Source organism: Actinacidiphila sp. bgisy167 (genome assembly GCF_965342175.1).
Classification (GTDB): Bacteria; Actinomycetota; Actinomycetes; order Streptomycetales; family Streptomycetaceae; genus Actinacidiphila.
Window position 1 is genome coordinate 18,521 of sequence record NZ_CBDRBL010000018.1, and the last position, 26,196, is coordinate 44,716.

Below are 26,196 nucleotides of genomic sequence, written 5' to 3' on the forward strand. Positions count from 1 at the left end.
CCGCCAGGAGCCCGGGGCGGCACGCTTCCCGCGCCACGTCATGCGCCGCCGGACCAGACCACCGAACCCCCCGCTGCCCCAGCGCCGCGGGGTCGACCCTGTGCGTGTGCGCCTGCCCGGCACCGGGAACTGGGCGACGGTCCGCGACCACCTGGTGGAGCGCCTCGGCGCGGCGGTGCCCGCGACGCACGTGGACGCCATGTTCGCGGCGGGGGAGGTGCACGGCGTCGACGGCCCGCTCGCACCCGACGCCGCCTACCGCCCGGGCGGCCACGTCTGGTTCCACCGGGAGCTGCCGGACGAGGTCCCGGTGCCCTTCGCCATCGAGGTGCTCCACCGGGACGACCGGTTGCTCGTCGTCGACAAGCCGCACTTCCTCGCCACCATGCCGCGCGGCGGGCACGTCGTGCAGACGGCGCTGAGCCGGCTGCGCCACGACCTGTCCCTGCCCGAGCTCAGCCCGGCCCACCGGCTCGACCGGCTGACGGCGGGTGTGGTGATGTTCGTGATCCGCCCCGAGCTGCGCGGCGCCTACCAGACGATCTTCCGCGACCGGCTGGTGGGCAAGGAGTACGAGGCCGTGGCCCGGTACGACCCCGACCTGGTGCTTCCCCGCACGGTGGAGAGCCGGATCGTGAAGGAACGCGGCGAGACGGCGGCCCGCGAGGTCCCCGGCGAGCCCAACGCCCGCAGTCATGTGGAGCTGCTCGAGCACCGTGACGGACTGGCCCGTTACCGCCTGCGCCCCGAGACGGGCCGCACCCACCAGCTGCGGGTGCACATGAACGCCCTGGGGGTCCCGATCCTCGGCGATCCCGTCTATCCGTACGTCCTCCCGCCTGCCGCGCCGGGCGACTTCTCCCGCCCGCTGCGGCTGCTCGCCCGGGTGCTGGAGTTCGACGACCCGGTGACGGGCGAACGGCGCCGTTTCGTCAGCCGCCGGACGCTGTTCACCGGCCCGCCGCCGGGACCCGGGCGCCCGCACGGAGCGCCGGGGTAGCGTCGGTGCATGCCGATCCGCGCCGTGCTCTGGGACATCGACGACACGCTCTTCGACTACTCGGGTGCCGAGCGGGCCGGAGCGCTGCGCCATCTCGAGGCCGAGGGACTGCTCGGTGCGTTCGGTGGGGAGGAGCGGGCGCTGCGGACGTGGCGCGAGGCGATGGAGACGCACTACGAACGCTTCGTCCGCGGGGAGCTGACCTTCACCGAGCAGCGCAGGGCGCGGGCCCGGGTCTTCCTGGGGCCGGACGCGCCCGGCGCCGTGGCCGACGCGTGGTTCGCGGCCTACTACGTGCGCTTCGAGGCCGCCTGGGCGGTCTTCCCCGACGTGGTGCCGGCGCTGAACGCCCTCACCCCCGGCTTCCGGCACGGCCTGCTGTCCAACTCCAGCGCCGCCCACCAGGAGCGCAAGCTCACCCGGCTGGGTCTGCGGGACCGCTTCGAATGCCTGGTGTGCTCCCGGGAACTGGGACACGCCAAGCCCGCCCCCCAGGCCTTCCTGGCAGCGTGCGAGGTGCTGGGGCTGCCCCCGCGGGAGGTGGCCTACGTGGGCGACAAGGCCGACACCGACGCGCGCGGAGCGGACGCGGCGGGGCTGTACGGAGTGTGGCTGGACCGTACGGGGTCGGTCCCCGCGCCGGACCTGCGGCGGATCACCGGTCTCGCGCAGCTGCCCGCGCTTCTGGCGGCGGATACTCGTTTTGGAGCCCCGTCACCGATCGGGTAATGTTCTTCCTGCGCCGCTCGGGCGGGCCGAAAGGCCGGCACGGGGCGCGAACCAAACGAAACCCCCCAGCCGGGGGTTGAGTTTTGGTGGGGTATGGTGTAATTGGCAGCACGACTGATTCTGGTTCAGTTAGTCTAGGTTCGAGTCCTGGTACCCCAGCGCAGATCTTCTGCAAAGCCCCCGTTGTGTAGCGGCCTAGCACGCTGCCCTCTCAAGGCAGTAGCGCCGGTTCGAATCCGGTCGGGGGTACTGGTCCCTTCCAGGGATCGCTAGGGCCCCCGTTGTGTAGCGGCCTAGCACGCCGCCCTCTCAAGGCGGTAGCGCCGGTTCGAATCCGGTCGGGGGTACTTGACACACCATGGGGTATGGTGTAATTGGCAGCACGAGTGATTCTGGTTCATTTAGTCTAGGTTCGAGTCCTGGTACCCCAGCGTATTTCCACGAGACTTGCCCCCGTTGTGTAGCGGCCTAGCACGCCGCCCTCTCAAGGCGGTAGCGCCGGTTCGAATCCGGTCGGGGGTACATCGGGGAGAGGCCCTCCGCTTCGGCGGGGGGCCTCTTCTTTTCTCCGACCTCTCCTGGTTCCCCCCGTCTCCGACCGCCGTTCCCCGGCTTCCCCTTCCGCCCGGCGCGCCCCCTACCCGTCACCGAACCGGCGCCGGGACTCCCCGGCCTCGGCGAGGCGGCGCAGGCTCAGCAGCACGGGCTTGCAGAGCACCGTGAGCGTCACGGCATGTCCGCTCCCGTGATTCGGGGCCGCAACACCGCCGCCGCCGAGGGCGTCGTCGTCTTCCTCACCGGTATGCGGATCAACCGCTTCCGGTCCGTGGGCGGCTGGTTCCCGGTGTTCCGGGCCATGCCGCGGATGCTGCGGGAGCTCTCGCGGGACGAGGGGAGCGGCTTTCTGGGGTACCGGCTGCTGTTCGGCGGGCCCCGGGTGATCTATGTCGTCCAGTACTGGAGGTCCACGGAGCAGCTCTTCGCCTACGCCTCCCGCGAGGACGGGCAGCACCGGCCCGCGTGGGCGGCGTTCAACCGCCGTGCGCGGACCGGCAAGGCAGGGGTCGGGCTCTGGCACGAGACGTACGCCGCGCCGGCGGGCGCCCATGAGTCCGTCTCCGTCGACATGCCCGCCTTCGGCCTGGGCGCCGCGACGGGGGTCGTCCCGGTGGGCCGCCGCGGCGAGACGGCGGCCCAGCGGCTCGCAGCCGGAGGGGAGTCGTCCGAGCCGTCCGCCTGACGGCGGTGGTGCGGGCTCAGCCGCTGCGGCGCAGCGCCTCGGACAGCCGGTTGGCGGCGTCCACGACGGCCTGTGCGTGCATGCGCCCGGGGTGGCGGGTCAGCCGCTCGATCGGGCCGGAGACGGACACCGCGGCCACCACTCGGTTGGACGGGCCGCGGACGGGGGCCGAGACGGAGGCGACGCCGGGTTCGCGCTCGCCGATCGACTGCGCCCAGCCGCGGCGCCGTACACCGGAGAGCGCGGTGGCGGTGAAGCGGGCCCCCTGCAGCCCGCGGTGGAGCCGCTCCGGTTCCTCCCAGGCGAGCAGCACCTGGGCGGCGGAGCCGGCCTTCATCGGCAGCGTGGAGCCGACCGGGACGGTGTCCCGCAGCCCGGACAGCCGCTCGGCGGCGGCCACGCAGATGCGCATGTCGCCCTGGCGGCGGTAGAGCTGGGCGCTCTCTCCGGTCATGTCGCGCAGATGTGTGAGCACCGGGCCGGCCGTGGCGAGCAGGCGGTCCTCGCCCGCCGCGGCGGCGAGTTCAGACAGCCGCGGACCGAGGATGAAGCGTCCCTGCATGTCGCGGGCCACCATCCGGTGGTGCTCGAGAGCGACGGCGAGACGGTGTGCGGTCGGGCGCGCGAGACCCGTGGCGCCCACGAGCCCGGCCAGGGTGGCCGGGCCGGACTCCAGTGCGCTGAGCACCAGAGCTGCCTTGTCGAGAACGCCGACGCCACTACTGTTGTCCATGCAACGATACTCGCGTCTCACTCTGTGAAACGCAAGTTCAATTTTCCGGTGGACGCGGCACGCTGGAACGCACAGGCCGCTGCGGCCACTCCCCACAAGGGCGCGGACACGCAGGGCAACGACGAACAGGCCGGCAGAGCGGCCGGTCGGAGGGAATGCGATGGCAAGGACACTCGCGGAAAAGGTCTGGGAGGATCACGTCGTACGGCGCGCCGAGGGCGAGCCCGACCTCCTCTTCATCGACCTGCACCTGCTCCACGAGGTCACCAGCCCGCAGGCCTTCGACGGCCTGCGGATGAACGGCCGACGGGTCCGCAGGCTGGACCTCACCATCGCGACCGAGGACCACAACACCCCCACCCTCGACATCGACAAGCCGATCGCCGACCCGGTCTCGCGCACACAGCTGGAGACGCTGCGCAAGAACTGCGCCGAGTTCGGGGTGCGGCTGCATCCGCTGGGCGACGTCGAGCAGGGTGTGGTGCACGTCGTGGGTCCGCAGCTGGGCCTGACCCAGCCGGGCATGACGGTCGTCTGCGGCGACAGCCACACCTCCACCCACGGCGCCTTCGGCGCGCTGGCGTTCGGCATCGGCACCAGCCAGGTCGAGCACGTGCTGGCCACCCAGACCCTGCCGCTGGCCCCGTTCAAGACCATGGCGATCACCGTCGACGGCGAACTGCCCGAAGGCGTCACCGCCAAGGACCTGATCCTGGCGATCATCGCCAGGATCGGCACCGGCGGCGGTCAGGGCTATGTCATCGAGTACCGCGGCTCGGCCATCGAGAAGCTGTCGATGGAGGCCCGGATGACCATCTGCAACATGTCGATCGAGGCGGGTGCCCGGGCCGGGATGATCGCCCCCGACCGCACCACCTTCGAGTACCTGCGGGGCCGTCCGCACGCCCCGCAGGGTGAGGACTGGGACGCCGCGGTCGCGTACTGGGAGACGCTGAGGACCGACGAGGACGCCGTCTTCGACCACGAGGTCGTCATCGACGCCGCCTCCCTGTCCCCGTTCGTCACCTGGGGCACCAACCCCGGCCAGGGAGCCCCGTTGAGCGCCTCCGTGCCGGACCCGGCCGAATTCGAGGACCCCAGCGACCGCCTGGCCGCCGAGAAGGCCCTGGAGTACATGGCCCTGGAGCCCGGCACACCGCTGCGCCAGGTGAAGGTCGACACCGTCTTCGTCGGCTCCTGCACCAACGGCCGCATCGAGGACCTGCGCTCCGCCGCCTCCGTCGTCAAGGGCCGCAAGGTCGCCGACGGCGTGCGGATGCTGGTCGTGCCCGGCTCGGTCCGGGTCGCGCTGCAGGCCGTGGAGGAGGGTCTGGACACGGTCTTCAAGGAGGCCGGTGCCGAGTGGCGCCACGCGGGCTGCTCGATGTGCCTGGGCATGAACCCCGACCAACTGGCCCCCGGTGAGCGCTCCGCGTCCACCTCCAACCGCAACTTCGAGGGACGGCAGGGCAAGGGCGGCCGTACCCACCTGGTGTCGCCGCAGGTCGCGGCCGCGACCGCGGTCACCGGCCACCTCTCGTCCCCCGCCGATCTGCCCGGCGCCGCCGCCCTGGAGGCCTGAGAACGATGGAAGCTTTCACCACGCACACCGGTCGCGCCGTGCCGCTGCGCCGCAGCAACGCCGACACGGACCAGATCATCCCGGCGCACTGGCTGAAGAAGGTCACCCGCAACGGCTTCGAGGACGGTCTGTTCGAGGCCTGGCGCAAGGACCCCGAGTTCGTCCTCAACCGGCCCGAGCGCCAGGGTGCGACCGTCCTGGTCGCCGGCCCCGACTTCGGCACCGGCTCCTCGCGCGAGCACGCGGTGTGGGCGCTGCAGAACTACGGTTTCAAGGCCGTCATCTCCTCCCGTTTCGCGGACATCTTCCGCGGCAACTCGTTGAAGAACGGCCTGCTCACCGTGATCCTGCCGCAGGAGACGGTCGAGAGGCTCTGGCAACTGACCGAGGCCGACCCGACGGCCGAGATCACCGTGGACCTCCAGACCCGCGAGGTCCGCGCCGAGGGGATCACCGCCCCCTTCGAGCTGGACGACAACGCCCGCTGGCGGCTGCTCAACGGCCTCGACGACATCAGCCTCACCCTGCAGTACGAGGCCGAGATCGCCGCCTACGAGGCCGAACGCCCCTCCTACAAGCCGCGCACCCTGGTCTGAGCGGTTCGGCCGCCCTCGCTGCCACCCGCCGCCCACCCCCGCAGCGCCCCCCGCCCCCACCCGGGCGGGGGGCGCTGCGGCGTGTTCGGGCCCACACCTCGTGACAACTCACCGCAGATGACACAATCGGCACATGGAACACGATGGCCAACTCGAGCTGTACGGGTTCCTCGCTGCCAGGTTGAAGCAGGCCCACACCCGGGTGGCGGGTCTGCAAGTGCCGGAGGACGTCAGGATGCAGTTGACCCGGCGGCTGCTCGTCATCACCGCGGCCGCGAAGCATGATCTCGCTGGTGCGGCAAGGCGTCTGGAGGAACTCATGAGGGACCTCGACGAAGGCCGATTCCCCGATCAAAGGCCTTCCTGAGCCCCGAGTTCGTTGCGGCACAAGGGTGATTCGCCCGTTTCGTATTTGATTTGCGGTATATATCCGCCTAGCGTGCGAAAAAGCCCGAACTTCATCGCCGGGCAAGTTTCCGAAGGGGAAGACGTGAACAAGGCGCAGCTCGTTGAAGCGATTGCCGACAAGCTCGGCGGCCGTCAGCAGGCCGCGGACGCGGTCGACGCCGTCCTGGACGCGATCGTCCGCGCGACGGTGAGCGGGGACCGTGTCTCGGTCACCGGCTTCGGCTCGTTCGAGAAGGTGGAGCGTCCCGCCCGCTACGCCCGCAACCCCCAGACCGGGGAGCGGGTCCGGGTCAAGAAGACCTCCGTTCCGCGCTTCCGCGCCGGTCAGGGCTTCAAGGACCTGGTCAGCGGGTCGAAGAAGCTCCCGAAGGCCGGAGAGGTCTCCGTCAAGAAGGCGCCGAAGGGCAGCCTGAGCGGAGGCGTCACCGCCAAGGCCACCACCAAGAAGGCCGCCGCCAAGAAGACGACGGCGAAGAAGGCCACCGCCGGCAAGGCGGCGGCGAAGAAGACCACCGCGGCCAAGACCACGGCGAAGAAGGCCACCGCGGCCAAGACCACGGCGAAGAAGGCGACCGCCAAGAAGACCACCGCGAAGACCGCCCCCGCCAAGAAGGCGCCGGCCAAGTCGGCGGCCCGCAAGACCGCCACCAAGCGGACCGCGAACCGGTGAGGACGGCGCGGACCCGCACACGCTGACGGGCCGGGTACCCCTGACGCAGGGGCACCCGGCCCGCGGTCATGCGCCCGGGGCCCCCGGATCGGCAAAGGTCTGCAGCGTCACGAACACCACCCGGCGCTCTTCGCCGCTGCCATGGGTGCGGATCCGCACCCGCTGACCGGGCCGCAGCAGTCGCAGCCCACCGGCGTCGAACGCCGCCGCGTCGAACGGCAGCGGGGTCCCGTCGTCCAGCAGCACGCTGCCGGCGCGGGTCTCGGGGTCGTAGGTGTACGCGGTGGCCTGCATGAGCCTCAGCCTATCGGCCGCCGCAGCCCCGGGCGGGTGAGCCCGCGGCCGGGCGCCCGGTGGGCCCGGTGCCGGTGTCCCCGTCCCGCGGGACGGTCCGAAGCCCGGACCGCAGCAGTGCCCGCGTGTGCGGCCCGGCCCCCAGCAGCAGGGCGGCGGCCAGGTCCTCGCCCGTATCCACGTCCCGGCGCACGGAGTCGACATCCGCCAGGACGATCTCGTGGGCGCCGGAGGCCCGGTGGCGGGCCCGCGACCGCCCCCCGAAGGCCGGTGCGAGATCGGCGCCGCCGGTGGCCGCCAGCAGCGTGGTGCCGATCCCGGCCGCGTCGGCCAGGAACGACCGTCCCGGGTGCCGCGCCGCCGCGCTGAGCACAGCCGCCAGTTCGGCGGGCCGCAGGGCCGGGAGATCGGCGTTGAGGGCCGCCACGGCCGCCGCGGGGTCCTGCCGTCGGACCGCTTCGGCGCCGTGGCGCAGCGCGGCGTTGAGACCGGCCGCCGGGGAGTCCGCCAGAACACGCGCCCCGAGGGCCGTCAGCGAGGCCCCGGCGAGCGGATCGTCGGTGACGACCGTCACGTGCCGTACGACCGGGCAGGCCAGAGCGGCGGCCACGGTGTCCTGGGCGAAGGCCAGGGCCAGCCCGCGCCGGCCGGGGCCGACGGCCTCGGCGAGGCGGCTCTTGGCGGTGGCCAGGGGCTTGAGCGGGACGACGAGCGACCATTCCACGGGTGGTGACACCGAACTATTGTGCTCGGGTCCGCCGGTCCCACCGCCACCCGGCGCGGGCCCTGCTTCCCGGCGGGCCGCCCACGGGTGCGCGATCCGGCGGGCGCCCGCCGGGGCCTTCAGGCCGGGCGATGCCGCCGGGCCCCACCCCGAGGGTCTTTCACCCTGGCGTTACGGTGGCCTACCGGCGAGACTTGTGCGGCCGCACCGGGCGCACGGTGCCGCCGACCACAGCAGGCCGCGGTCCGGTCATCCCGGGCCGGCGGCGGAACGAGGAGGAGTTCTGGTGTCCCGCCGCAGAATCGGCTTCTGGTACCGGCTCGCAGCCGCCATCGCCAAACCGCCGCTCGTCCTCCTCTTCAAGCGGGACTGGCGAGGAATGGAGCACATTCCGGCCCAGGGCGGATTCATCACGGCGGTCAACCACAACTCGTACCTCGACCCGTTGTCGTACGCGCATTTCCAGTACAACACCGGCCGGGTCCCCCGCTTCCTGGCGAAGGCGCCGCTGTTCAAGCCCGCCTTCGTCGGCGCGGTCCTGCGCGGCACCGGCCAGATCCCCGTCTACCGGGAGAGCACCGACGCCGCCAACGCCTTCCGCGCCGCGGTCGACGCCATCAACTCCGGAGAGTGCGTCGCCTTCTACCCCGAGGGCACACTGACCCGCGACCCCGACCTGTGGCCGATGGTCGGCAAGACCGGCGTCGCCCGCGTCGCGCTGATGACCAAGGCGCCCGTGATCCCGGTCGCCCAGTGGGGCGCCAACGAGGTCATGCCGCCGTACGCCAAGGAGAAGAAGGTGCGCCTCTTCCCGCGCCGGACCCTGCGGGTCGTCGCCGGGCCGCCGGTGGACCTGTCGGCCTTCTACGGCCAAGAGGCCAGCGCCGAGGTGCTCAGGGACGCCACCGACACCATCATGGCCGCGGTCAGCGAACTGCTCGGTGAACTGCGCGGCCAGAACCCGCCCGCCGAGCGCTTCGACCCCCGCAAGCAGAAGGGAACCGCCAAGTGACGACGCGCTGTGCGGTCTACGGCCCGGGCTCCTGGGGCACCGCCTTCGCGATGGTGCTCGCGGACGCGGGCGCCGAGGTGACCATGTGGGGGCGCAGCCCGGAGGTGGTCGAGGCCGTCAACACCACCCGCAGCAACCCGTACTACCTGCCCGGTGTCGAGCTGCCCGCGACGATCACCGCCACCACCGACCCCGCCGAGGCCGCCCGGGGCGCGGAGTTCGTGATCCTCTCCGTGCCGGCGCAGACGCTGCGCGGCAACCTGGCCGCGTGGCAGTCGCTGCTGCCTCGCGACGCCGTGCTGGTCAGCCTGATGAAGGGCGTCGAGCTCGGCACGGCCAAGCGGATGAGCGAGGTCATCGAGGAGGTGGCCAAGGCGGGCCCGGAGCGCGTCGCCGTGCTGTCCGGCCCCAACCTGGCCAAGGAGATCGCCGCTCGGCAGCCCGCCGCCTCCGTGGTCGCCTGCCGCGACGAGGCTGTCGCCAAGCGGCTGCAGGCCGCCAGCCACACCGCGTACTTCCGGCCGTACACCAACACCGACGTGGTGGGCTGCGAACTGGGCGGCGCGGTGAAGAACGTGATCGGGTTGGCCGTGGGCATCGCCGACGGCATGGGCCTGGGCGACAACACCAAGGGCTCGCTGATCACGCGCGGACTGGCCGAGACCACCCGGCTCGGCATCGCGCTCGGCGCCGACCCGCTGACCTTCTCCGGTCTGGCGGGGCTGGGCGACCTCGTCGCGACCTGCTCCTCGCCGCTGTCGCGCAACCACACCTTCGGCTTCAACCTGGGCAAGGGCATGACGCTGGAGGAGACCATCGCCGTCACCCGGCAGACCGCCGAGGGCGTCAAGTCCTGCGAGTCGGTGCTCGACCTGGCCCGCCGGCACGGCGTCGACATGCCCATCGCCGAGACCGTCGTCGACATCGTGCACAACGGGAAGCAGCCCGCCGTCGCGGTCAAGGAGCTGATGTCGCGGTCCGCCAAGTCGGAGCGCTGACGTCCGGAACGGTAAGGTCGACGCGACATGAGCAATCAGCCTTCTTCCCGCAAGCCGCGCGTCGCCGTCGTCTTCGGCGGACGCAGCTCCGAGCACGCCATCTCGGTGGTCACCGCAGGCGCCGTGCTGCGCGCCATCGACCGCGACAAGTACGACGTGCTGCCGATCGGCATCACCACCGACGGCCGTTGGGCGCTGACCGCCGACGACCCGTCCCGGATGGCGATCGCCGACCGCGCGCTGCCGAACGTCGCGCAGCTCACCGAGTCCTGCGACGGCACGGTGCTGCTGCCGGTCGACCCGGCCAGCCGCGAGGTCGTCTACAGCGAGCCCGGCTCGGTGCCCAAGGCTCTGGGCGACGTCGACGTCGTCTTCCCCATGCTGCACGGACCGTACGGCGAGGACGGCACCCTCCAGGGCCTGCTGGAACTGTCCGGCGTGCCCTACGTCGGCTCCGGTGTGCTCTCCTCCGCCGTCGGCATGGACAAGGAGTACATGAAGCGGGTCTTCACCTCCTTCGGCCTGCCCGTCGGTCCGTACGTCGTGGTCCGCCCCCGGGAGTGGGAGAACGACCCGGCCGCGGCCCGCGCGAAGGTCGTGGACTTCGCCGCCGCGCACGGCTGGCCGGTCTTCGTGAAGCCCGCCCGTGCCGGGTCCTCCATGGGCATCAGCAAGGTGGACGACCTCGCCGGCCTGGACGCGGCGATTGAGGAGGCCCGCCGGCACGACCCCAAGGTGCTCGTGGAGTCGCTGCTGCGCGGCCGTGAGATCGAATGCGGTGTCCTGGAGTTCGAGGACGGGCCGCGCGCCTCCGTCCCCGCGGAGATCCCGCCGGTCACGGCTCACGACTTCTACGACTTCGAGGCGAAGTACATCGACTCCGCGGAGGGCGTCGTGCCCGCTCCGCTGACCCCCGAGCAGACCGCCGAGGTGCAGCGGCTCGCTGTGGCCGCCTTCGACGCGGCCTCCTGCGAGGGCCTGGTCCGCGCGGACTTCTTCCTGCAGGACGACGGCGAGTTCGTGATCAACGAGATCAACACCATGCCGGGCTTCACGCCGATCTCCATGTACCCGCGCATGTGGCAGGAGAGCGGCGTCGGCTACGCGGAACTGGTGGACCGGCTGATCCAGGCCGCGCTGCGGCGCCCCACCGGCCTGCGCTGATCCCGCCCGGCCGGGACCGAGCCCCCTACGTCAGAGTTCGGAGGGGATCGTCGTCCGCACGGCGTGCCCGAGGTCGGTCAGCGGATTGACCTCGGGTTGGTACCGGGCGGGTACGGTCACCTCGACGAAGGCCTTGCGCCCGGTCGTCGTGAAGCGGTAGCCGTCGCCGGTCGGCTCGATGAGCCAGCTCACGCCGTTGACCTCCACCACGTCCGCGGTGGGGTTGTACACCGGATTGCCCGGGGTGAGCATCTCGGGACGCGGTACGCCGCAGCGCAGCACCACCGTAGGATCCCCCCATCCGGTGGTGAGGTCGGACACCGGGCTCAGCGACCGCTTCGACAGGCCGTCGACCTTCTCCGGCAGCGCGTCGTGGAGGGCGCCGCACAGCCGGGCGGCGGAGGCGGAGGGCGACGGCACGGCGACGCCGCCCGCGTCGCCGGAGGCGGAGATCCAGACCGCCGCCGCGGACAAGCACGCGACGGCGGACACGGAGACGAGCGCGACCCGGCGGTACATCACCCGGCGAGCCTACAGGGGGCCTACAGATGGACGACCGGACACGTCAGGGTGCGGGTGATCCCCTCCACCTGCTGCACCTTCGCCACCACGAGTCGACCCAGGTCGTCGACCGTGTCGGCCTGGGCACGCACGATCACGTCGTACGGGCCGGTGACGTCCTCGGCCTGGATGACCCCGGAAATCTTGGAGATCACCTCCGCTACCGCCGAGGCCTTTCCCACCTCGGTCTGAATCAGAATGTACGCCTGTACCACGGAACCTCCAGGGCGGCTACGAGGATCATGTGGGAGGGAACGTCACGGTACCGCGTTGCCGCACGCGGCGGGGAGACCCGCGCGGTACCGGCCGTGCCGAAGCCGCCGCACACGCGCACACAGAAGGGGACCGGCCAGGTGAAGGGGACAGTCAGATGAAGGGCACCGTGGGCGAACTGGGGGAGTTCGGGCTCATCAGGGAGTTGACGGCCCGGCTCACCACCAGCCCGGCCGTCCGGCTCGGACCGGGTGACGACGCCGCCGTGGTCGCCGCCCCCGACCGGCGGGTCGTGGCCACCACCGACGCGCTCGTGGAGGGCCGGCACTTCCGCCGCGACTGGTCCACCGCCTACGACGTGGGCCGCAAGGCCGCCGCGCAGAACCTCGCCGACATCGCAGCCATGGGAGCCGTGCCGACCGCGGTGCTGCTCGCCCTGGTCGTGCCGGCCGACCTGCCGGTGACCTGGCCGGTCGAGCTGATGGACGGCATCCGCGACGAGTGCCAGGTGGCCGGCGCGGCCGTGGTCGGCGGCGACGTCGTGCGCGGCGACACGATCATGCTCTCCATCACCGCACTGGGCGACCTCGGCGACCGCGAACCCATCACCCGATCCGGTGCCCGACCCGGTGACATCGTCGCCGTCACCGGCTGGCTGGGCTGGTCCGCGGCCGGACTCGCGGTCCTCTCCCGGGGCTTCCGCTCGCCGCGCGCCTTCGTCGAGGCGCACCGCCGCCCCGAACCTCCGTACCACGCGGGCCCCGCCGCCGCGGAACTCGGCGCGACGGCCATGACCGACGTCAGCGACGGGCTCGTCGCCGACCTCGGCCACATCGCGGCCGCCAGCGGCGTCGCCATAGACCTGTCCTCCGCGGACATCGACATCCCCGCGCAGATGGCCGACATCGGCCAGGCCGTCGGAGTCGACCCGCTGCACTGGGTGCTTACCGGGGGAGAGGACCACGCGATAGTCGCCGCCTTCCCCCCGGACACGAAACTGCCCGCCCGTTGGCGGGTCATCGGCCGGGTGGCGAAGGCCACCACGGCGCCCCAGGTCACCGTGGACGGCGCACCCTGGGACACGGCGGGCGGCTGGGACCACTTCCGGGCCGAGTAGAGGCGGCGACTAGATTCGCCGTATGACGATCCCACCGCGCGTGCTCACCGTCGCCGGCTCCGACTCCGGCGGCGGCGCCGGCATCCAGGCCGACCTGAAGACCATGCTGGCACTCGGCGTTCACGGGATGAGCGTGGTCACGGCCGTCACGGCGCAGAACTCGCTGGGCGTGCAGGGAGCCTGGGAACTGCCCGCGGAGGCCGTACGGGCCCAGTTCCGCAGCGTCGTGGACGACATCGGCGTGCAGGCCGTGAAGACCGGGATGCTCTCCTCGGCCGCGCTCGTCACCGCCGTCGCGGAACTCCTCGCCCCGCTCGACGTCCCCGTGGTCGTCGACCCCGTCGGCGTCTCCAAGCACGGCGACCCGCTGCTCGCCGCCGACGCCGCGGACGCGGTGCGGACCCGGCTGCTGCCGCTGGCCACCGTCGCCACGCCCAACCTGGACGAGGTGCGCCAGATCACAGGAGTCCTCGTGGACGGCGAGCCGGCCATGCGCGAGGCCGCGGCCGCCGTCCTCACGTGCGGTCCCCGCTGGGTCCTGATCAAGGGCGGGCACCTGAGCGGCGACGCCGTCGACCTGCTCACCGACGGCAGCACCGAGCACTGGCTGCGTGCCCCGCGCCATGACAACCGCCACACCCACGGCACCGGCTGCACCCTGGCGTCCGCCCTCGCCTCGTTCCTGGCGCGCGGGCTGGACGTCCCGGAGGCGGCCGACGCCGCCAAGGAGTACGTCACCGGCGCCATCGCCGCGGGCTTCCCCCTGGGCGGAGGCATCGGCCCCGTGGACCACGCCTGGCGGCAGCGCTGAGGGACGCCCGGCGGGTTCCCGGCAGGTTCGCCGCGGACAGGGGGCGCGGACACAGCAGAAAGCCGGTCCACCACCAGGGGTGGACCGGCTCCGGTAGCCGCAAGGCTGCGCTACGACGTCCTATGCGTCAGCGCGCGACCTTGCCGGCCTTGATGCACGAGGTGCAGACGTTGAGGCGCTTCGGCGTCCGACCGACCACGGCACGCACCGTCTGGATGTTGGGGTTCCAACGACGGCGGGTACGGCGGTGCGAGTGCGAGATGTTGTTGCCGAAGCCCGGCCCCTTGCCGCAGACGTCGCAGTTGGCAGCCACGGGTCACTCCAAAGACTTCAGATGCGCTAACGGATGAATCCCGGCGGCGCCGACGCCCGTCCAAATCATGGATGCGCGACCACTGGTGCCGAGGGATGGCCCGGGACAGCCCCGGGCAACCGGAGCAGCATACTACGTCCGCTCCTGTCCCTCGAAATTACCATGGTCAGCGGTACGGGCGGTCGCCCGGGGGAGCCCGGCCCTCAGTACGCTGCGTGCGGACACCTCCCCACCCCAGGTCCCCGGCCGCCCCGCAGGAGGAAACACGTGCCGCCGACGCTCGACCCGCCCGCGGTGCGCGCATGGTGCCGGCTGTCCCTTCAGGCACTGGGGCGGGCACGCGAGGAGATCGACGCGATCAACGTCTACCCGGTGGCCGACGGCGACACCGGCACGAACCTCTTCCTGACGGTGGAATCCGCCGCCCAGTCCGTGGACGCGGTCTTCGAGGGCCACGCCGCCTCGGGCAGCACACCGGACCTCACCTCCTGCATGCGTTCCATGGCGCACGGGGCGCTCATCGGGGCGCGCGGGAACTCCGGGACGATCCTGGCCCAACTGCTGCGCGGCATGGCCGAGGTCCTTGCCGAGGACGCCGGCGACCTGCGGCCCGCCCTGCGCCGGGCCGCCGAGTCCGCGTACCAGGCGGTCGCGCACCCGGTCGAGGGCACGATGCTGACCGTCGCCACGGCGGCCGCGGAGGCCGCCTCCGCGGCGAGCGGCGACGTCCGCGAGGTGTCCCGCGCCGCGTACGAGGCGGCGCGCCGCGCGCTGGCGGCGACCCCGCGGCAACTGGCCGTCCTCGGCGACGCCGGTGTCGTCGACGCCGGCGGGCGCGGCCTGGTGGCCGTCCTGGGCGCCCTCGCGGACGCGGTCTCGGGCCAGGCCCCGATGGGCCCGCTCGACGACGCCCTGCGGGTGCCGCTGCCCAGGAGCGCCGCCGCCCCGGTCATGCCGTACGGCTGCGCGACCGCCCGGGGGAGTGCGGAAGGCGGTGACCCGCACGCGGTGCCCGGCGGGCCGGGCTTCGAGGTCGTCTACCTCCTGGAGGCGCCCGACCGCGCCGTCCCCGAACTGCGCGCCCGCCTGGACCGGCTCGGCGACTCCCTGGTGGTCGTCGGCGGGGACGGGTTGTGGAACGTGCACGTCCACGTCGACGACGTGGGCGCCGCCATCGAGGCCGGCATCGAGGCCGGACGTCCGTACCGGATCAAGGTGACGCACTTCGGGGATCAGACGCGGACGCAGCGCGGGGCGGACGCCGAGCGGGGGGAACGCGCGCTGCGCGCCGTCGTCGCCGTGGTGCGCGGCGACGGCCTCGCCGGGCTCTGCGCCCGGGCCGGCGCCACCGTGGTGGCCGTCCGGCCCGGGGAACGGCCCGCGAGCGGAGACATCGCGGAGGCCGTCCGCCGCGCGCACGCCCACGAGGTCGTGCTCCTGCCCAACGACGCCGAACTGCTGCACACGGTGGGCGCCGCGGCCGAACAGGCCCGGGCGGAGGGCGTCCGCGTGGCCCTCATCCCCACCCGTTCCCCGGTGCAGGGCATCGCGGCCCTCGCCGTCCACGAGCCCACCCGGCGCTTCGACGAGGACGTCGTCGCCATGACCGCCGCGGCCGGCGCCACACGCTGGGCCGAGCTCGCCGTCGCGCAGGCCCGGTCCTGGACGATGGCCGGCGTCTGCCAGGCCGGTGACGTCCTCGGCCTCATCGACGGGGACGTCGCGGTGATCGGCGGCAACCTCGTCGAGACCGGCACCATCGTCCTGGACCGCATGCTCGCGGCGGGCGGGGAGATGGTCACGCTGGTCATCGGGGCCGGCGCGCCGGCGGATCTGGCGGACCGGCTCGAAGCGCACGTCCGAGACTGCCACCTCGCGGTGGACACGGTCGTGTACGAGGGGGGACAGGAGACGTGCCCCCTGCTCATCGGGGTCGAGTAGGGGTGCGTTGCGGGGGGCGGGTGCTGTTCCCCGCCCTCCCGCGCGGCGCGTTCAGCGGCCGCCTCGCGAGTCTCTTGGGGGCCGGGGCGGGGCCTTGGGGCTGGACGTCCTGGACTGGCGTGTCCACGTGCGTGCGGGCGGCACTTCTCGCACCCGGACACGGCACACGAACATGCCGCACCGTCCAGAACATCCACCCCCAGCCTTCGGCCGTACCCCACCTCCCCGCCTCTCCGTATCGCCAGGCTGCTGACCGGCTGTAGGGGTCGGTAGCGCGACGTCCGCCACCCCGCACCGCAGCCCCACCCCACGTTCGCCGAGCGGCGGACGTCCAGCGGGGTCCATGGAGGCAACCGTGGACACCGGACCGCCCCTCACCCGCCGGCCCCGTCCCGGACTATGCGGTCCGGAATGCCCACCCCCAAGTCCCCGCACCCGGCCCACCGCGCACAGTGCGCCGCCCCGCCCGACCATTCGGGGCGCCGGGAGGGAGGGCGGTGGCGAACAACCGCAACACGAACACACCCGCACACGCAGACGCGGACACGCGCCCCCACATTGTCCGTGGCGTGCGCGAAGATGGACGCGATGTCCGCTGCCCTTGACGAACCGCTCACGAAATCCGTCGGCGGCCGCACCGCGAAGGTGTTCGCCGACCACCTCGGCCTGCGCACGGTCGGCGACCTGCTGCACCACTATCCCCGCCGCTACGCCGAACGCGGCGAGCTGACCCGCCTGTCCGACCTCCCGCTGGACGAGCACGTCACCGTCGTCGCCCGCGTCGCCAAGGCGACGAAGAAGACGTACGGCGCGGGCAAGGCGCGGCTGGAGGTGGTCGTCACGGACGGCAGCGGCTCGCTGACGCTGGTCTTCTTCGGCCGAGGCGTGTTCAAGCCGGAGCACGACCTCCTGCCGGGCCGCCGGGGCATGTTCGCCGGCAAGGTGTCCGTGTTCAACCGGGTGCTTCAGCTGGCTCACCCCGAGTACCAGTTGCTGGACGCCGAGGACGGCGAGGACGCCGTGGACGCCTTCGCGAACCGGCTGATCCCGATCTACCCGGCGTGCAAGCAGGTCAACTCGTGGACGATCGCGAAGACGGTCGACACCGTGCTGACCTCGCTGGGCGCCACGCAGTGGTCCGGCACGGGGGAGCCGCTGCCTGCCGCGCTGCGTGAGTCGCGCGGGCTCGCCCCGCTGCCGGAGGCGCTGGAGAAGATCCACCGCCCCCGCTCCAAGGCCGACATCATGGTCGCCAGGGAACGCCTCAAGTGGGACGAGGCGTTCGTGCTGCAGGTCGCCCTCGCGCGGCGCCGGGCGGCGGACGACGCGCTGCCCGCCGTGCCGCGCGTGCCGGCAAAGGACGGCCTGCTGACGGCGTTCGACGCGCGGCTGCCGTTCACGCTCACCGAGGGCCAGCAGAAGGTGTCGGCGGAGATCTTCGCGGACCTGGCCACGGACCACCCGATGCACCGGCTGCTGCAGGGCGAGGTGGGTTCCGGCAAGACGATGGTGGCGCTGCGCGCCATGCTCGGTGTGGTCGACGCCGGAGGCCAGGCCGCGATGCTGGCGCCGACGGAGGTCCTGGCGCAGCAGCACCACCGGTCGATCACGCAGATGATGGGCGACCTCGCCGAGGGCGGCATGCTCGGCGGCTCGGACCTGGGCACGAAGGTCGTGCTGCTGACCGGCTCGATGGGGGCCGCCGCCCGCCGGCAGGCGCTGCTGGACCTGGTGACCGGTGAAGCCGGGATCGTCGTGGGCACGCATGCGCTGATCGAGGACAAGGTGCAGTTCCACGACCTGGGCCTGGTGGTGGTGGACGAGCAGCACCGCTTCGGAGTCGAGCAGCGCGACGCACTGCGGGGCAAGGCCAAGCAGCCGCCGCACCTGCTGGTGATGACGGCGACGCCGATCCCGCGGACCGTCGCGATGACGGTCTTCGGCGACCTGGAGACCTCCGTGCTGGACCAGCTGCCGGCCGGGCGTTCGCCCATCGCCACCCATGTCGTGCCGGCCAAGGACAAGCCCCACTTCCTGGCACGCGCCTGGGAGCGGGTGCGCGAGGAGGTGGGCAACGGGCATCAGGCGTATGTGGTGTGCCCGCGGATCGGCGACTCGGACGACGAGGCGGACGCGCCGAAGAAGAAGGCCGCGCAGGGCGAGGCGGAGCGGCGACCGCCGCTGGCAGTTCTGGAGATCGCGGAGCAGTTGGCCAAGGGGCCGCTGGCGGGGCTGCGGGTGGAGGTGCTGCACGGGCGGATGCAGCCGGAGGCGAAGGACGACGTGATGCGCCGCTTCGCCGCCGGCGAGGTCGACGTGCTCGTGGCGACCACGGTGATCGAGGTCGGCGTCAACGTGCCCAACGCCACCGCCATGGTGATCATGGACGCGGACCGTTTCGGCGTCTCCCAGCTGCACCAGCTGCGCGGCCGGGTGGGCCGGGGTTCGGCGGCCGGTCTGTGCCTGCTGGTGTCGGAGATGCCGGAGGCGACCTCGGCCCGCGCCCGGCTGGACGCCGTGGCCGGGACGCTGGACGGCTTCGAGTTGTCGCGCATCGATCTCGAACAGCGGCGGGAGGGCGACGTGCTGGGGCAGGCCCAGTCCGGGACGCGCTCGTCGCTGCGGGTGCTGACGGTGATCGACGACGAGGAGGTGATCGCGGCCGCTCGCGAGGAGGCCACGGCACTGGTCGCGGCGGACCCCGAACTGGCGGGCCAGCCGGATCTGCGCAGCGCCCTGGAGAGCCTGGTCGACGCGGACCGCGAGCAGTACCTGGACAAGGGCTGACGACCCGTCATTGTCAGTGCCCCCTGGGAGAATGGACACAGTCCGCGCCGATCCGCTCGGGAAAGGCGTCTTCGGACCCTTGGGGGCTGATTTCATGTCGTTCCGCCATCTCAACGAACTGCCGCTCGGCGAGAAGGTCTTCCGGATCGAACTGTCCAGCGACGACGACTCCACCGTCACCCTGACCCTGGCCGGCTGGTCCGAGGACGACCCGGACACCCTCCTCGCCTCCGGCTCCCTGACGCTGCCGTTGACCGACGTTCCGTCCCTGCGTATCGCCCTCAACCGCGCCCTGCGCGCTCTCGCGCTCGTGGCCGACGTCTCCGAGCCCATCCCCGACCGCGACGTGCTGCGCGAACTGTTCCCGGGGCACGGCGCGCCCTGGGTGCCGCAGCACGAGGAGGAGCTGGTCCGCCGGTTCCACGACGGCGAGTCCATCGCCCGCATAGCCGCCCGCTTCGGCCGCACCCCCGACTCCGTCCGGACGAAGCTGCGTGAACTCGGTCACGACCCGCGCCACCCCGAGCACTGCCCGCCCGACGGGTGCCTGTCCTGGTCGCGTTACGCCTCGCCGGCGCTCGTCGGGGCGGCGGAGCCGCCCCTGCCGGGGGCCGGGGGTGAGCGAGGCAGGGACTGACCTACGTATCGTGGGGGAGCGGCGTCCCGCAGGCGCCGCTCCGCCCGCCCACGAGACGAATGAGTCGCAGATGACCCGCGTGATCGCCGGATCCGCCGGTGGCCGCCGCCTGGCCGTGCCGCCGGGCAACGGAACCCGACCCACCTCGGACCGGGCAAAGGAGGGGCTGTTCTCCACCTGGGAGTCGCTGCGCGGCGCCCTGCACGGGGCGCGGGTCATCGATCTGTACGGAGGATCGGGCGCCGTCGGCCTGGAGGCGCTGTCGCGCGGCGCGGCGCACGTGCTGCTGGTCGAGGCCGACGCGCGGGCAGCCCGGGTCATCCGGGAGAACGTGCGCGTCCTCAGGCTGCCCGGGGCCGAGGTGCGGGTCGGCAAAGCCGAGAAGGTGATCGCGGAAGAGCCCCCGGCAAAGCCGTATGACCTGGTGTTCCTGGACCCGCCGTACGCGGTCACCGACGACGAGGTGCGCGAGATCCTGCTCACACTCCGCACCCGGGGCTGGCTTGACGCGGACGCCGTCGCCACCGTGGAGAGGAGCACCCGCGGCGGGGAGTTCCGCTGGCCCGAGGGGTACGAAGGGATCAGGGCCCGCCGGTACGGCGAAGGGACGCTTTGGTACGGTCGCGCCGCCGACGTCACCGACGTGTCATGAACCACCCGCAGAGCCCTCAGAGCGAGGAGTCACCGTTGCGCCGCGCCGTCTGTCCAGGGTCCTTCGACCCCGTCACCAATGGGCACCTCGACATTATCGCCCGGGCCTCGCGCCTGTACGACGAGGTCTATGTGGCCGTGATGATCAACAAGTCCAAGAAGGGCCTCTTCTCGATCGAGGAGCGCATCGCCCTCATCGAGGAGGTCACCGCCGAGTACGGCAACGTGCGCGTCGAGTCCTTCCACGGCCTGCTGGTCGACTTCTGCAAGCAGCGCGACATCCCCGCCATCGTCAAGGGCCTGCGGGCGGTCAGCGACTTCGACTACGAACTGCAGATGGCCCAGATGAACAACGGTCTGTCCGGCGTGGAGACCCTGTTCGTCCCCACGAACCCCACCTACAGCTTCCTGTCCTCCAGCCTGGTCAAGGAGGTGGCGCAATGGGGCGGCGACGTCGCGCACTTGGTGCCCCCCGTCGTGCTGGAGGCGCTCAAGAACAAGCTCGCGCGGCAGTAGAGTCGGCGACGTGGACGTCCAGAAGAAGCTCGATGAGATCGTGGCCGCCGTGGAGGCCGCCCGGTCCATGCCGATGTCGGCCTCCTGCGTGGTCAACCGAGCCGAGCTGCTCGCCATGCTCGACGACGTGCGGTCGGCGCTGCCCGACTCGCTCTCCCAGGCCCAGCAGCTGCTGGGCGGCCGGGAGCAGATGGTCGAGGAGGCCCGGGCCGAGGCCGGCCGGATCATCGAGGCCGCGCACGCGGAACGCGGTTCGCTGATCTCCGACACGGAGATCGCCCGCCGCTCCCAGCAGGAGGCCGAGCGCATCGTCACGGAGGCGCAGCGCGAGGCCGCCGAGATCCGGGCCGAGGCCGACGACTACGTCGACAGCAAGCTCGCCAACTTCGAGGTCGTGCTGACCAAGACCATCGGCTCGGTGGACCGCGGCCGCGAGAAGCTGCTGGGCCACGGCCCGGCCCTCGACGAGAACGGCTACCCGTACGAGGACGACGACGCGCCGGAGCGCAGCGCCGACCCGGAGACGCTGCGCCGCCGCGCCGACCAGTACGTGGACGCCAAGCTGAGCGCCTTCGAGGCGGTCCTCAGCAAGACCCTGGAGGCCGTCGGACGGGGCCGCCTCAAGCTCACCGGCCACCGCCCCATCGACGAACTGGGCGCCCACCTGGGCCACGACGCGGACGCCGAGGGCCAGGCCCCCGGCCAGTCCGACGCCGAGTACCTCGCGGGACTGGCCGCCCCCGCAGCCCCGGGCGACTACCAGTACGACCCGAACGCCGTGCGCCAGCCCGACTACGGCTACCAGCGGCACGACCCGTACCAGCAGGAGCAGGTAGCGCAGCAGGATCCGTACCAGCAGCAGGGCCAGTACGCCGACCCCTACGCGGCGCAGCCGCAGCAGGCCTACTACGACCCGAACTACGGCTGGCAGCAGCCGCAGCAGTCCGGCTACGAGCAGCAGCACCAGCAGTACGCACCGCAGCAGCACCAGCAGGGTCAGGGCGCCGCGCTGGACGAGACGAGCTTCTTCGACACCAGCATGATCGACCTCAACCGGCTGCGTGAGCTGGAGCAGGAGCGCGGTTTGGGCTGAGGCCGGGGGGCGGGTATCCTGATCCCTCAGCCGTGTGATCCCCGGCGATTTGGCGTGCCCGCCGCCGTACCGACGGGCACGCGCCGAACCGATGAAAGCAGGAGCCCTGAACACCCGCCTCGACCACCGCAACCCGCTCGTGTTCGACACGCATGAGCTGGGTCGTCGTCCTGGGGCGATGAAGAAGGTCTCCCGCTCGGTGCCCGCCCCCAAGGACATGGGCATCGAGGTCATCGGTGTCCGCGAGGGCACGGAGATCACGCTGGACCTCCGCCTGGAGTCGGTGATGGAAGGGGTGCTCGTCACGGGCACCGCCCGCGCACCGCTCTCGGGGGAGTGCGTAAGGTGTCTGGAGCCGATCGAGCGCGAGCTCGAGACGGACTTCCAGGAGTTGTACTCCTACCCCGACGCCGACACCCGGACCGGTGGGCACCATGCCTCCGACGCCGGTGACGACGCCGAGGAGGAGGACACACTCTTCCTCGAGGGCGACCTGCTCGACCTCGAGTCCGTGCTGCGGGACGCGGTGGTTCTCGAACTGCCGCTGCAGCCGGTGTGCCAGGACGACTGTCCCGGTCTGTGCTCCGATTGCGGGGCGCGGCTGGCGGACGACCCGGACCACCACCACGAGGTCACCGACATCCGTTGGGCGGCCCTGCAGGAAATCCAGCTGAGCGGCGCCGAGGACGGCGTCGACGAGAACCAGGAGAAGTAGCCGTGGCTGTTCCCAAGCGGAAGATGTCGCGCAGCAACACGCGCCACCGCCGTTCGCAGTGGAAGGCTGCGCCCGTGAGCCTGGTGGCGTGCGAGCGTTGCCACGAGCCGAAGCAGCAGCACATCGCGTGCCCGAGCTGCGGCACCTACAACCGTCGTCAGGTCCTCGAGGTCTGATCGGCGGGTGAGGGGCTCCATGTCGTCAGACGGCGCAACGTCGACGGACGCCGGTAAGGCAGCCTCGTCCCCCGCGGTTCTGGAAGGGCGGCTCGGGTACACACTCGAACCCGCCCTTCTGGCGCGTGCGCTGACCCATCGCTCGTACGCGTACGAGAACGGCGGTCTGCCCACCAACGAGCGCCTGGAGTTCCTCGGGGATTCCGTGCTCGGCCTGGTGGTCACGGACACGCTCTACCGCACCCACCCGGACCTGCCGGAGGGCACGCTCGCCAAGCTGCGGGCCGCGGTGGTCAACTCGCGCGCTCTCGCCGGCGTCGGCCGGGGCCTCGACCTGGGCAGCTTCATCCGCCTCGGCCGCGGCGAGGAGGGCACGGGCGGCCGGGACAAGGCGTCGATCCTCGCGGACACCCTCGAGGCGGTGATCGGCGCGGTCTACCTGGACCAGGGTCTGGACGCCGCGTCGGAGCTGGTGCACCGGCTCTTCGATCCGCTGATCGAGAAGTCGTCCAACCTCGGGGCGGGCCTGGACTGGAAGACCAGCCTCCAGGAACTCACCGCGGGCGAGGGACTCGGTGTCCCGGAGTACGTGGTCTCCGAGACCGGACCCGACCACGAGAAGACCTTCACGGCTGCCGCCCGCGTCGGTGGTGTCGAGTACGGCACCGGCACCGGCCGCAGCAAGAAGGAAGCAGAGCAGCAGGCCGCCGAGGCCGCTTGGCGCGGCATCCGCGCCAAGCGCGACGCGAACGGCACTGTCGCGAGCTGAAACCGTCAGGCCCGTCCGGCAAGGCCCGAAGCCGACCGGACGGGCCTTGCGGTTCCCCGGGCGGGGAACCGCCGTCCGAGAGGAGCGCACGGCGTGCCGGAGCTGCCCGAGGTCGAAGTCGTACGCCGCGGCCTGGACCGCTGGGTGAGCGGTCGCACGGTCGCAAGCGCCGAGGTGCTGCACGCCCGGTCCGTGCGCCGCCACCTCGCGGGCGGAGCGGACTTCGCCGCCCGGCTGGAGGCGCAGACCCTCGGTCCAGCCCTGCGCCGCGGCAAGTACCTGTGGCTGCCGCTCCAGGACTCCCCGCTGACCCTCCTCGGCCACCTCGGCATGAGCGGTCAGCTGCTCGTCCAGCCCGAGGACGCACCCGCCGAGACCCACCTGCGGATCCGGATCCGCTTCGCGGACGACCTCGGCACGGAGCTGCGCTTCGTCGATCAGCGCACCTTCGGCGGCCTGTCGCTGCACGAGTGCGTGCCCGGCGATCCCGAGCGGCTGCCGCTCCCCCTGTCCCACATCGCCCGCGACCCGCTCGACCCCCGCTTCGACGACGCGGCCTTCCACGCCGCGCTGCGCCGCCGGCGCACCACGATCAAGCGGGCGCTGCTGGACCAGTCGCTGATCAGCGGGGTCGGCAACATCTACGCCGACGAGGCCCTGTGGCGCACCAGGCTGCACTACGAGCGGCCGACCGTGACCCTGACCCGGCCGGTCACCGCCGAACTGCTCACCCACATCCGCGAGGTCATGACCGACGCCCTCGCCGTCGGCGGCACGAGCTTCGACAGCCTGTACGTCAACGTCAACGGGGAGTCCGGCTACTTCGACCGCTCCTTGGACGCCTACGGCCGCGAGGACGAACCCTGCCGCCGCTGCGGCTCACCGATACGCCGCCGCCCCTGGATGAACCGGTCGAGCTACTTCTGCCCGCGCTGCCAGCGACCGCCCCGCGGCCCCGTCGGCGTGTCCGCGCCCGTCGCCCGCCCGTCGTAGTCCGGCTTCACGCCAGGCGCACTTCCTTCACCGCAGGCCCCTCACGAGTCCCGCAGGCCCCGGCAGGTGCCCAGCATCGACCTGGCTCATCGGCGGGCGGCTGCGCCCCCGGACGTCCCCGGCACGGCCGGGCCACCAGACCAGGGTCGGCTGCCCTCGAACACGACGACGGCCGCGCTCAGGGGGCGGGCGACCCCCCAGGGTGTCCCTGGTCACTGGCCTGCTTGGATCAACGCATGACTTCCAGCAGCACCACGGGGCAGACAGGCGGCACACTGGATCTTGCGGTCTGGTTCGGTGGAATGTCCGTGGCCTTCTGGTGCTGCTGTCCGCTGTGGTTGCTGGTCTGGGTCTTCGCCCTTCCGATGGGGATAGCCGGCCTGGCACGAGGCGTCATCGAATACCGGGCGGCGGCACGTGCACAGGCGAGTAGATCTCGAGCCGTGGCCGGGATCGTGCTCGGCCTCATAGGAAGCGGAGCTGCGGTCGCGTACATGATCCTCGTCGTCGCTGCTCCGTATGACGGAATGCTGTGAACCGTCAACGGTGATCATTTCCGGATTCCGTCGAGAACGAGTTCCGGCACGTGCGATGTCGCCGGTCCGGCTCGGGCTGCGGCGGATGTACGGCCGGTCGACGTCTCTCGCCCGAACGGGTGCGTCCTGTTGCGGCGCGACGGTGGCGCATGACGGGCGGGGCCGGTGTGAAGCCCGGGAAGTCGGCGCGTTAGCGTGCTCCCCATGAAGGACGACGTCCGGCTCACGGCCTGGGTGCGGGGGCGCGTGCACCAGGTGGGTTTCCGTTGGTGGACACGAGCGACCGCGCTGGAGATCGGCGGTCTGGACGGTTATGTGAGCAATCTCTCGGACGGCCGTGTGCAGGTCGTGGCCGAGGGCGACCAGTCGCACTGCGACCGCCTGCTCGACTGGCTGCGGGCCGGCGACACGCCCGGACGCGTCGACGGCGTCACCGAGATCTGGGGCGAGCCGCGCGGCGGCTACGAGGGCTTCGCGATCCGCTGAGGCACCGCCCGTCACGGGGCCCCTTCCCCGCAGGTGAGCGACGCGGCGGCAGATCATCGGCAATCCCACCTGGCAAGAGCGGCAAGGAGGTTGCCATTTCGCGCGTCGCATGCAAGGCTGCGGACATCGAGGACGCGGCGATCTTCGGGGAGCGGTTGACGGCCCCGTCCTCCATGCCACGCGGGGCGCGGCGCCCTTCTCCGCGCCGTGTTTTCTTAGGCGCGCCTGACGGCCGGGTTGTGATCGTGTTGACCGTCCCATCATTTGGTGAGACGCTTGAAGCCCCGCGCACCGCGGCTGTACGTATGGAAAAGAGCAGCTGCGGCGCACACGGCGCGGGTGCCTCTAACCCCTCACAAACGATCCGAACCGCTCCCCGGTCGGTCACTCAGCGTGGAGGACCATCCATCATGGCAAAGGCGCTTCTCGGTTACGTCGGCGGCCCCGACCCTCGACTCCTCGCCGAGATGCGAAGGCTGCAGCAGCGTGTCCAGGACCTGGAAACCGAGCTCGTACGGATCCAGGCCGAGAACGATGCGCTGGCCGCCGCCTCGCGCGAGCTCGTCGACGTACCTCACGCGGAGCCGGTTCTCGCCTGATCCGGCCTTTCGGCCGGTCAAGTGGAAACGACTCCGTTTGGGAATGTGCAAGGGACGCCCCGGCGTCCCTTCGTCGTTTGACCGCCCCGTTGTCGCCCTCCCATGATCTCCGCCCTTGCATTGCATGTGCCC

Annotated in this window: 31 protein-coding genes and 5 tRNA genes; 30 read left to right on the forward strand and 6 right to left on the reverse strand. The window is 71.8% G+C overall.

Annotation, left to right across the window (positions count from 1 at the left end; translation table 11 throughout):
- The first annotated feature begins 40 nt into the window (after window positions 1-40).
- From ACRWND_RS09795 to ACRWND_RS09830, 8 genes are all read left to right on the forward strand, one after another.
- Complete coding sequence (locus tag ACRWND_RS09795) at window positions 41-1,000, forward strand: pseudouridine synthase (protein ID WP_431948099.1); 960 nt, start codon at window positions 41-43, stop codon at window positions 998-1,000.
- A gap of 9 nt (window positions 1,001-1,009) precedes the next feature.
- Window positions 1,010-1,729 carry an HAD family hydrolase gene (locus tag ACRWND_RS09800; protein ID WP_431948101.1) on the forward strand — a complete coding sequence of 240 codons (720 nt, stop codon included), beginning with the start codon at window positions 1,010-1,012 and terminating at the stop codon, window positions 1,727-1,729.
- 87 nt (window positions 1,730-1,816) lie between these two features.
- Window positions 1,817-1,888: transfer RNA gene (locus ACRWND_RS09805), tRNA-Gln, on the forward strand.
- A 17-nt stretch (window positions 1,889-1,905) separates the two neighbouring features.
- Window positions 1,906-1,978: transfer RNA gene (locus ACRWND_RS09810), tRNA-Glu, on the forward strand.
- Window positions 1,979-2,003: 25 nt separating this feature from the next.
- Window positions 2,004-2,076 (forward strand) — tRNA-Glu (locus tag ACRWND_RS09815).
- A 12-nt stretch (window positions 2,077-2,088) separates the two neighbouring features.
- Window positions 2,089-2,160, forward strand: a tRNA-Gln gene (locus ACRWND_RS09820).
- Window positions 2,161-2,178: 18 nt separating this feature from the next.
- Window positions 2,179-2,251 (forward strand) — tRNA-Glu (locus ACRWND_RS09825).
- A gap of 211 nt (window positions 2,252-2,462) precedes the next feature.
- On the forward strand, window positions 2,463-2,969 hold the full coding sequence (locus ACRWND_RS09830; RefSeq protein ID WP_431948103.1) for a DUF4188 domain-containing protein: 507 nt from the start codon (window positions 2,463-2,465) through the stop codon (window positions 2,967-2,969).
- A gap of 16 nt (window positions 2,970-2,985) precedes the next feature.
- On the opposite strand, the gene ndgR is transcribed toward ACRWND_RS09830, so the two are convergent.
- Window positions 2,986-3,702, reverse strand: a complete 717-nt coding sequence (gene ndgR / locus ACRWND_RS09835; protein WP_431948105.1) for an IclR family transcriptional regulator NdgR — start codon at window positions 3,700-3,702, stop codon at window positions 2,986-2,988.
- 160 nt (window positions 3,703-3,862) lie between these two features.
- Between ndgR and leuC the strand changes: the two genes are divergently transcribed.
- From leuC to ACRWND_RS09855, 4 genes are all read left to right on the forward strand, one after another.
- Window positions 3,863-5,284, forward strand: a complete 1,422-nt coding sequence (gene leuC, locus ACRWND_RS09840) for a 3-isopropylmalate dehydratase large subunit (protein WP_431948107.1) — start codon at window positions 3,863-3,865, stop codon at window positions 5,282-5,284.
- Window positions 5,285-5,289: 5 nt separating this feature from the next.
- A complete protein-coding gene (leuD, locus tag ACRWND_RS09845) occupies window positions 5,290-5,880 on the forward strand; it encodes a 3-isopropylmalate dehydratase small subunit (protein ID WP_431948109.1) in 591 nt (196 codons plus the stop codon).
- A gap of 133 nt (window positions 5,881-6,013) precedes the next feature.
- The gene (locus ACRWND_RS09850; protein WP_431948111.1) at window positions 6,014-6,247 is read left to right on the forward strand and encodes a hypothetical protein; all 234 of its coding nucleotides are present in this window, start codon (window positions 6,014-6,016) and stop codon (window positions 6,245-6,247) included.
- Window positions 6,248-6,370: 123 nt separating this feature from the next.
- Window positions 6,371-6,958, forward strand: a complete 588-nt coding sequence (locus ACRWND_RS09855) for an HU family DNA-binding protein (RefSeq protein WP_431948113.1) — start codon at window positions 6,371-6,373, stop codon at window positions 6,956-6,958.
- Window positions 6,959-7,024: 66 nt separating this feature from the next.
- Here the strand turns inward: ACRWND_RS09855 and ACRWND_RS09860 are convergent, their stop codons facing one another.
- On the reverse strand, window positions 7,025-7,252 hold the full coding sequence (locus ACRWND_RS09860; protein ID WP_431948115.1) for a hypothetical protein: 228 nt from the start codon (window positions 7,250-7,252) through the stop codon (window positions 7,025-7,027).
- A gap of 10 nt (window positions 7,253-7,262) precedes the next feature.
- Window positions 7,263-7,976, reverse strand: coding sequence for a 2-phospho-L-lactate guanylyltransferase (gene cofC, locus ACRWND_RS09865; RefSeq protein WP_431948229.1), 714 nt, complete (start codon window positions 7,974-7,976; stop codon window positions 7,263-7,265).
- A gap of 286 nt (window positions 7,977-8,262) precedes the next feature.
- Between cofC and ACRWND_RS09870 the strand changes: the two genes are divergently transcribed.
- The 3 genes from ACRWND_RS09870 to ACRWND_RS09880 are packed head-to-tail and all read left to right on the forward strand — an operon-like array spanning window position 8,263 to window position 11,150.
- Window positions 8,263-8,988, forward strand: coding sequence for a lysophospholipid acyltransferase family protein (locus ACRWND_RS09870; RefSeq protein ID WP_431948116.1), 726 nt, complete (start codon window positions 8,263-8,265; stop codon window positions 8,986-8,988).
- Entirely contained in the window at window positions 8,985-9,986 is a 1,002-nt protein-coding gene (locus tag ACRWND_RS09875; protein ID WP_431948118.1) for an NAD(P)H-dependent glycerol-3-phosphate dehydrogenase, read from the forward strand. Before ACRWND_RS09870 ends, ACRWND_RS09875 begins: the two co-directional genes overlap by 4 nt.
- A 27-nt stretch (window positions 9,987-10,013) precedes the next feature.
- A complete protein-coding gene (locus ACRWND_RS09880; protein WP_431948120.1) occupies window positions 10,014-11,150 on the forward strand; it encodes a D-alanine--D-alanine ligase family protein in 1,137 nt (378 codons plus the stop codon).
- A 30-nt stretch (window positions 11,151-11,180) separates the two neighbouring features.
- Here the strand turns inward: ACRWND_RS09880 and ACRWND_RS09885 are convergent, their stop codons facing one another.
- Both ACRWND_RS09885 and ACRWND_RS09890 read right to left on the reverse strand, forming a co-directional pair.
- Window positions 11,181-11,669: a DUF3515 domain-containing protein gene (locus ACRWND_RS09885; RefSeq protein ID WP_431948231.1), complete on the reverse strand. Its 489-nt coding sequence runs from the start codon at window positions 11,667-11,669 to the stop codon at window positions 11,181-11,183.
- Between the two features lie 23 nt (window positions 11,670-11,692).
- On the reverse strand, window positions 11,693-11,926 hold the full coding sequence (locus ACRWND_RS09890) for an Lrp/AsnC family transcriptional regulator (RefSeq protein ID WP_018562083.1): 234 nt from the start codon (window positions 11,924-11,926) through the stop codon (window positions 11,693-11,695).
- 155 nt (window positions 11,927-12,081) lie between these two features.
- Between ACRWND_RS09890 and ACRWND_RS09895 the strand changes: the two genes are divergently transcribed.
- Window positions 12,082-13,041: a thiamine-phosphate kinase gene (locus tag ACRWND_RS09895; RefSeq protein WP_431948123.1), complete on the forward strand. Its 960-nt coding sequence runs from the start codon at window positions 12,082-12,084 to the stop codon at window positions 13,039-13,041.
- Window positions 13,042-13,063: 22 nt separating this feature from the next.
- Window positions 13,064-13,852: a bifunctional hydroxymethylpyrimidine kinase/phosphomethylpyrimidine kinase gene (gene thiD / locus ACRWND_RS09900; RefSeq protein ID WP_431948125.1), complete on the forward strand. Its 789-nt coding sequence runs from the start codon at window positions 13,064-13,066 to the stop codon at window positions 13,850-13,852.
- Window positions 13,853-13,979: 127 nt separating this feature from the next.
- Here thiD and rpmB read toward each other — a convergent pair whose 3' ends face one another.
- Entirely contained in the window at window positions 13,980-14,165 is a 186-nt protein-coding gene (gene rpmB / locus ACRWND_RS09905; protein WP_014628431.1) for a 50S ribosomal protein L28, read from the reverse strand.
- A 267-nt stretch (window positions 14,166-14,432) separates the two neighbouring features.
- Between rpmB and ACRWND_RS09910 the strand changes: the two genes are divergently transcribed.
- The 13 genes from ACRWND_RS09910 to ACRWND_RS09970 all read left to right on the forward strand — a co-directional run bounded on the left by ACRWND_RS09910 (window position 14,433) and on the right by ACRWND_RS09970 (window position 26,064).
- On the forward strand, window positions 14,433-16,106 hold the full coding sequence (locus tag ACRWND_RS09910; protein WP_431948128.1) for a DAK2 domain-containing protein: 1,674 nt from the start codon (window positions 14,433-14,435) through the stop codon (window positions 16,104-16,106).
- Between the two features lie 588 nt (window positions 16,107-16,694).
- On the forward strand, window positions 16,695-18,893 hold the full coding sequence (gene recG, locus ACRWND_RS09915; RefSeq protein WP_431948130.1) for an ATP-dependent DNA helicase RecG: 2,199 nt from the start codon (window positions 16,695-16,697) through the stop codon (window positions 18,891-18,893).
- Window positions 18,894-18,987: 94 nt separating this feature from the next.
- On the forward strand, window positions 18,988-19,530 hold the full coding sequence (locus ACRWND_RS09920) for a hypothetical protein (protein WP_431948233.1): 543 nt from the start codon (window positions 18,988-18,990) through the stop codon (window positions 19,528-19,530).
- Between the two features lie 70 nt (window positions 19,531-19,600).
- Window positions 19,601-20,182 (forward strand): 16S rRNA (guanine(966)-N(2))-methyltransferase RsmD, encoded by a 582-nt coding sequence (gene rsmD / locus ACRWND_RS09925; RefSeq protein ID WP_431948132.1) that lies wholly within the window; start codon window positions 19,601-19,603, stop codon window positions 20,180-20,182.
- A 35-nt stretch (window positions 20,183-20,217) separates the two neighbouring features.
- Window positions 20,218-20,697, forward strand: coding sequence for a pantetheine-phosphate adenylyltransferase (gene coaD, locus ACRWND_RS09930; protein WP_431948235.1), 480 nt, complete (start codon window positions 20,218-20,220; stop codon window positions 20,695-20,697).
- A 10-nt stretch (window positions 20,698-20,707) separates the two neighbouring features.
- Window positions 20,708-21,790 (forward strand): ATP synthase F0 subunit B, encoded by a 1,083-nt coding sequence (locus ACRWND_RS09935; RefSeq protein ID WP_431948134.1) that lies wholly within the window; start codon window positions 20,708-20,710, stop codon window positions 21,788-21,790.
- Between the two features lie 91 nt (window positions 21,791-21,881).
- Window positions 21,882-22,505, forward strand: a complete 624-nt coding sequence (locus ACRWND_RS09940) for a YceD family protein (RefSeq protein ID WP_431948135.1) — start codon at window positions 21,882-21,884, stop codon at window positions 22,503-22,505.
- Window positions 22,506-22,507: 2 nt separating this feature from the next.
- Complete coding sequence (rpmF, locus tag ACRWND_RS09945) at window positions 22,508-22,681, forward strand: 50S ribosomal protein L32 (RefSeq protein ID WP_026251550.1); 174 nt, start codon at window positions 22,508-22,510, stop codon at window positions 22,679-22,681.
- A 19-nt stretch (window positions 22,682-22,700) separates the two neighbouring features.
- On the forward strand, window positions 22,701-23,450 hold the full coding sequence (rnc, locus tag ACRWND_RS09950; protein ID WP_431948138.1) for a ribonuclease III: 750 nt from the start codon (window positions 22,701-22,703) through the stop codon (window positions 23,448-23,450).
- 93 nt (window positions 23,451-23,543) lie between these two features.
- Window positions 23,544-24,443 (forward strand): bifunctional DNA-formamidopyrimidine glycosylase/DNA-(apurinic or apyrimidinic site) lyase, encoded by a 900-nt coding sequence (mutM, locus tag ACRWND_RS09955; protein ID WP_431948140.1) that lies wholly within the window; start codon window positions 23,544-23,546, stop codon window positions 24,441-24,443.
- A 236-nt stretch (window positions 24,444-24,679) separates the two neighbouring features.
- Window positions 24,680-24,979, forward strand: a complete 300-nt coding sequence (locus tag ACRWND_RS09960; protein WP_431948142.1) for a hypothetical protein — start codon at window positions 24,680-24,682, stop codon at window positions 24,977-24,979.
- A 204-nt stretch (window positions 24,980-25,183) separates the two neighbouring features.
- A complete protein-coding gene (locus tag ACRWND_RS09965) occupies window positions 25,184-25,465 on the forward strand; it encodes an acylphosphatase (protein ID WP_431948144.1) in 282 nt (93 codons plus the stop codon).
- Window positions 25,466-25,875: 410 nt separating this feature from the next.
- The gene (locus ACRWND_RS09970) at window positions 25,876-26,064 is read left to right on the forward strand and encodes a hypothetical protein (protein WP_431948146.1); all 189 of its coding nucleotides are present in this window, start codon (window positions 25,876-25,878) and stop codon (window positions 26,062-26,064) included.
- The last annotated feature ends 132 nt before the right edge of the window (window positions 26,065-26,196 follow it).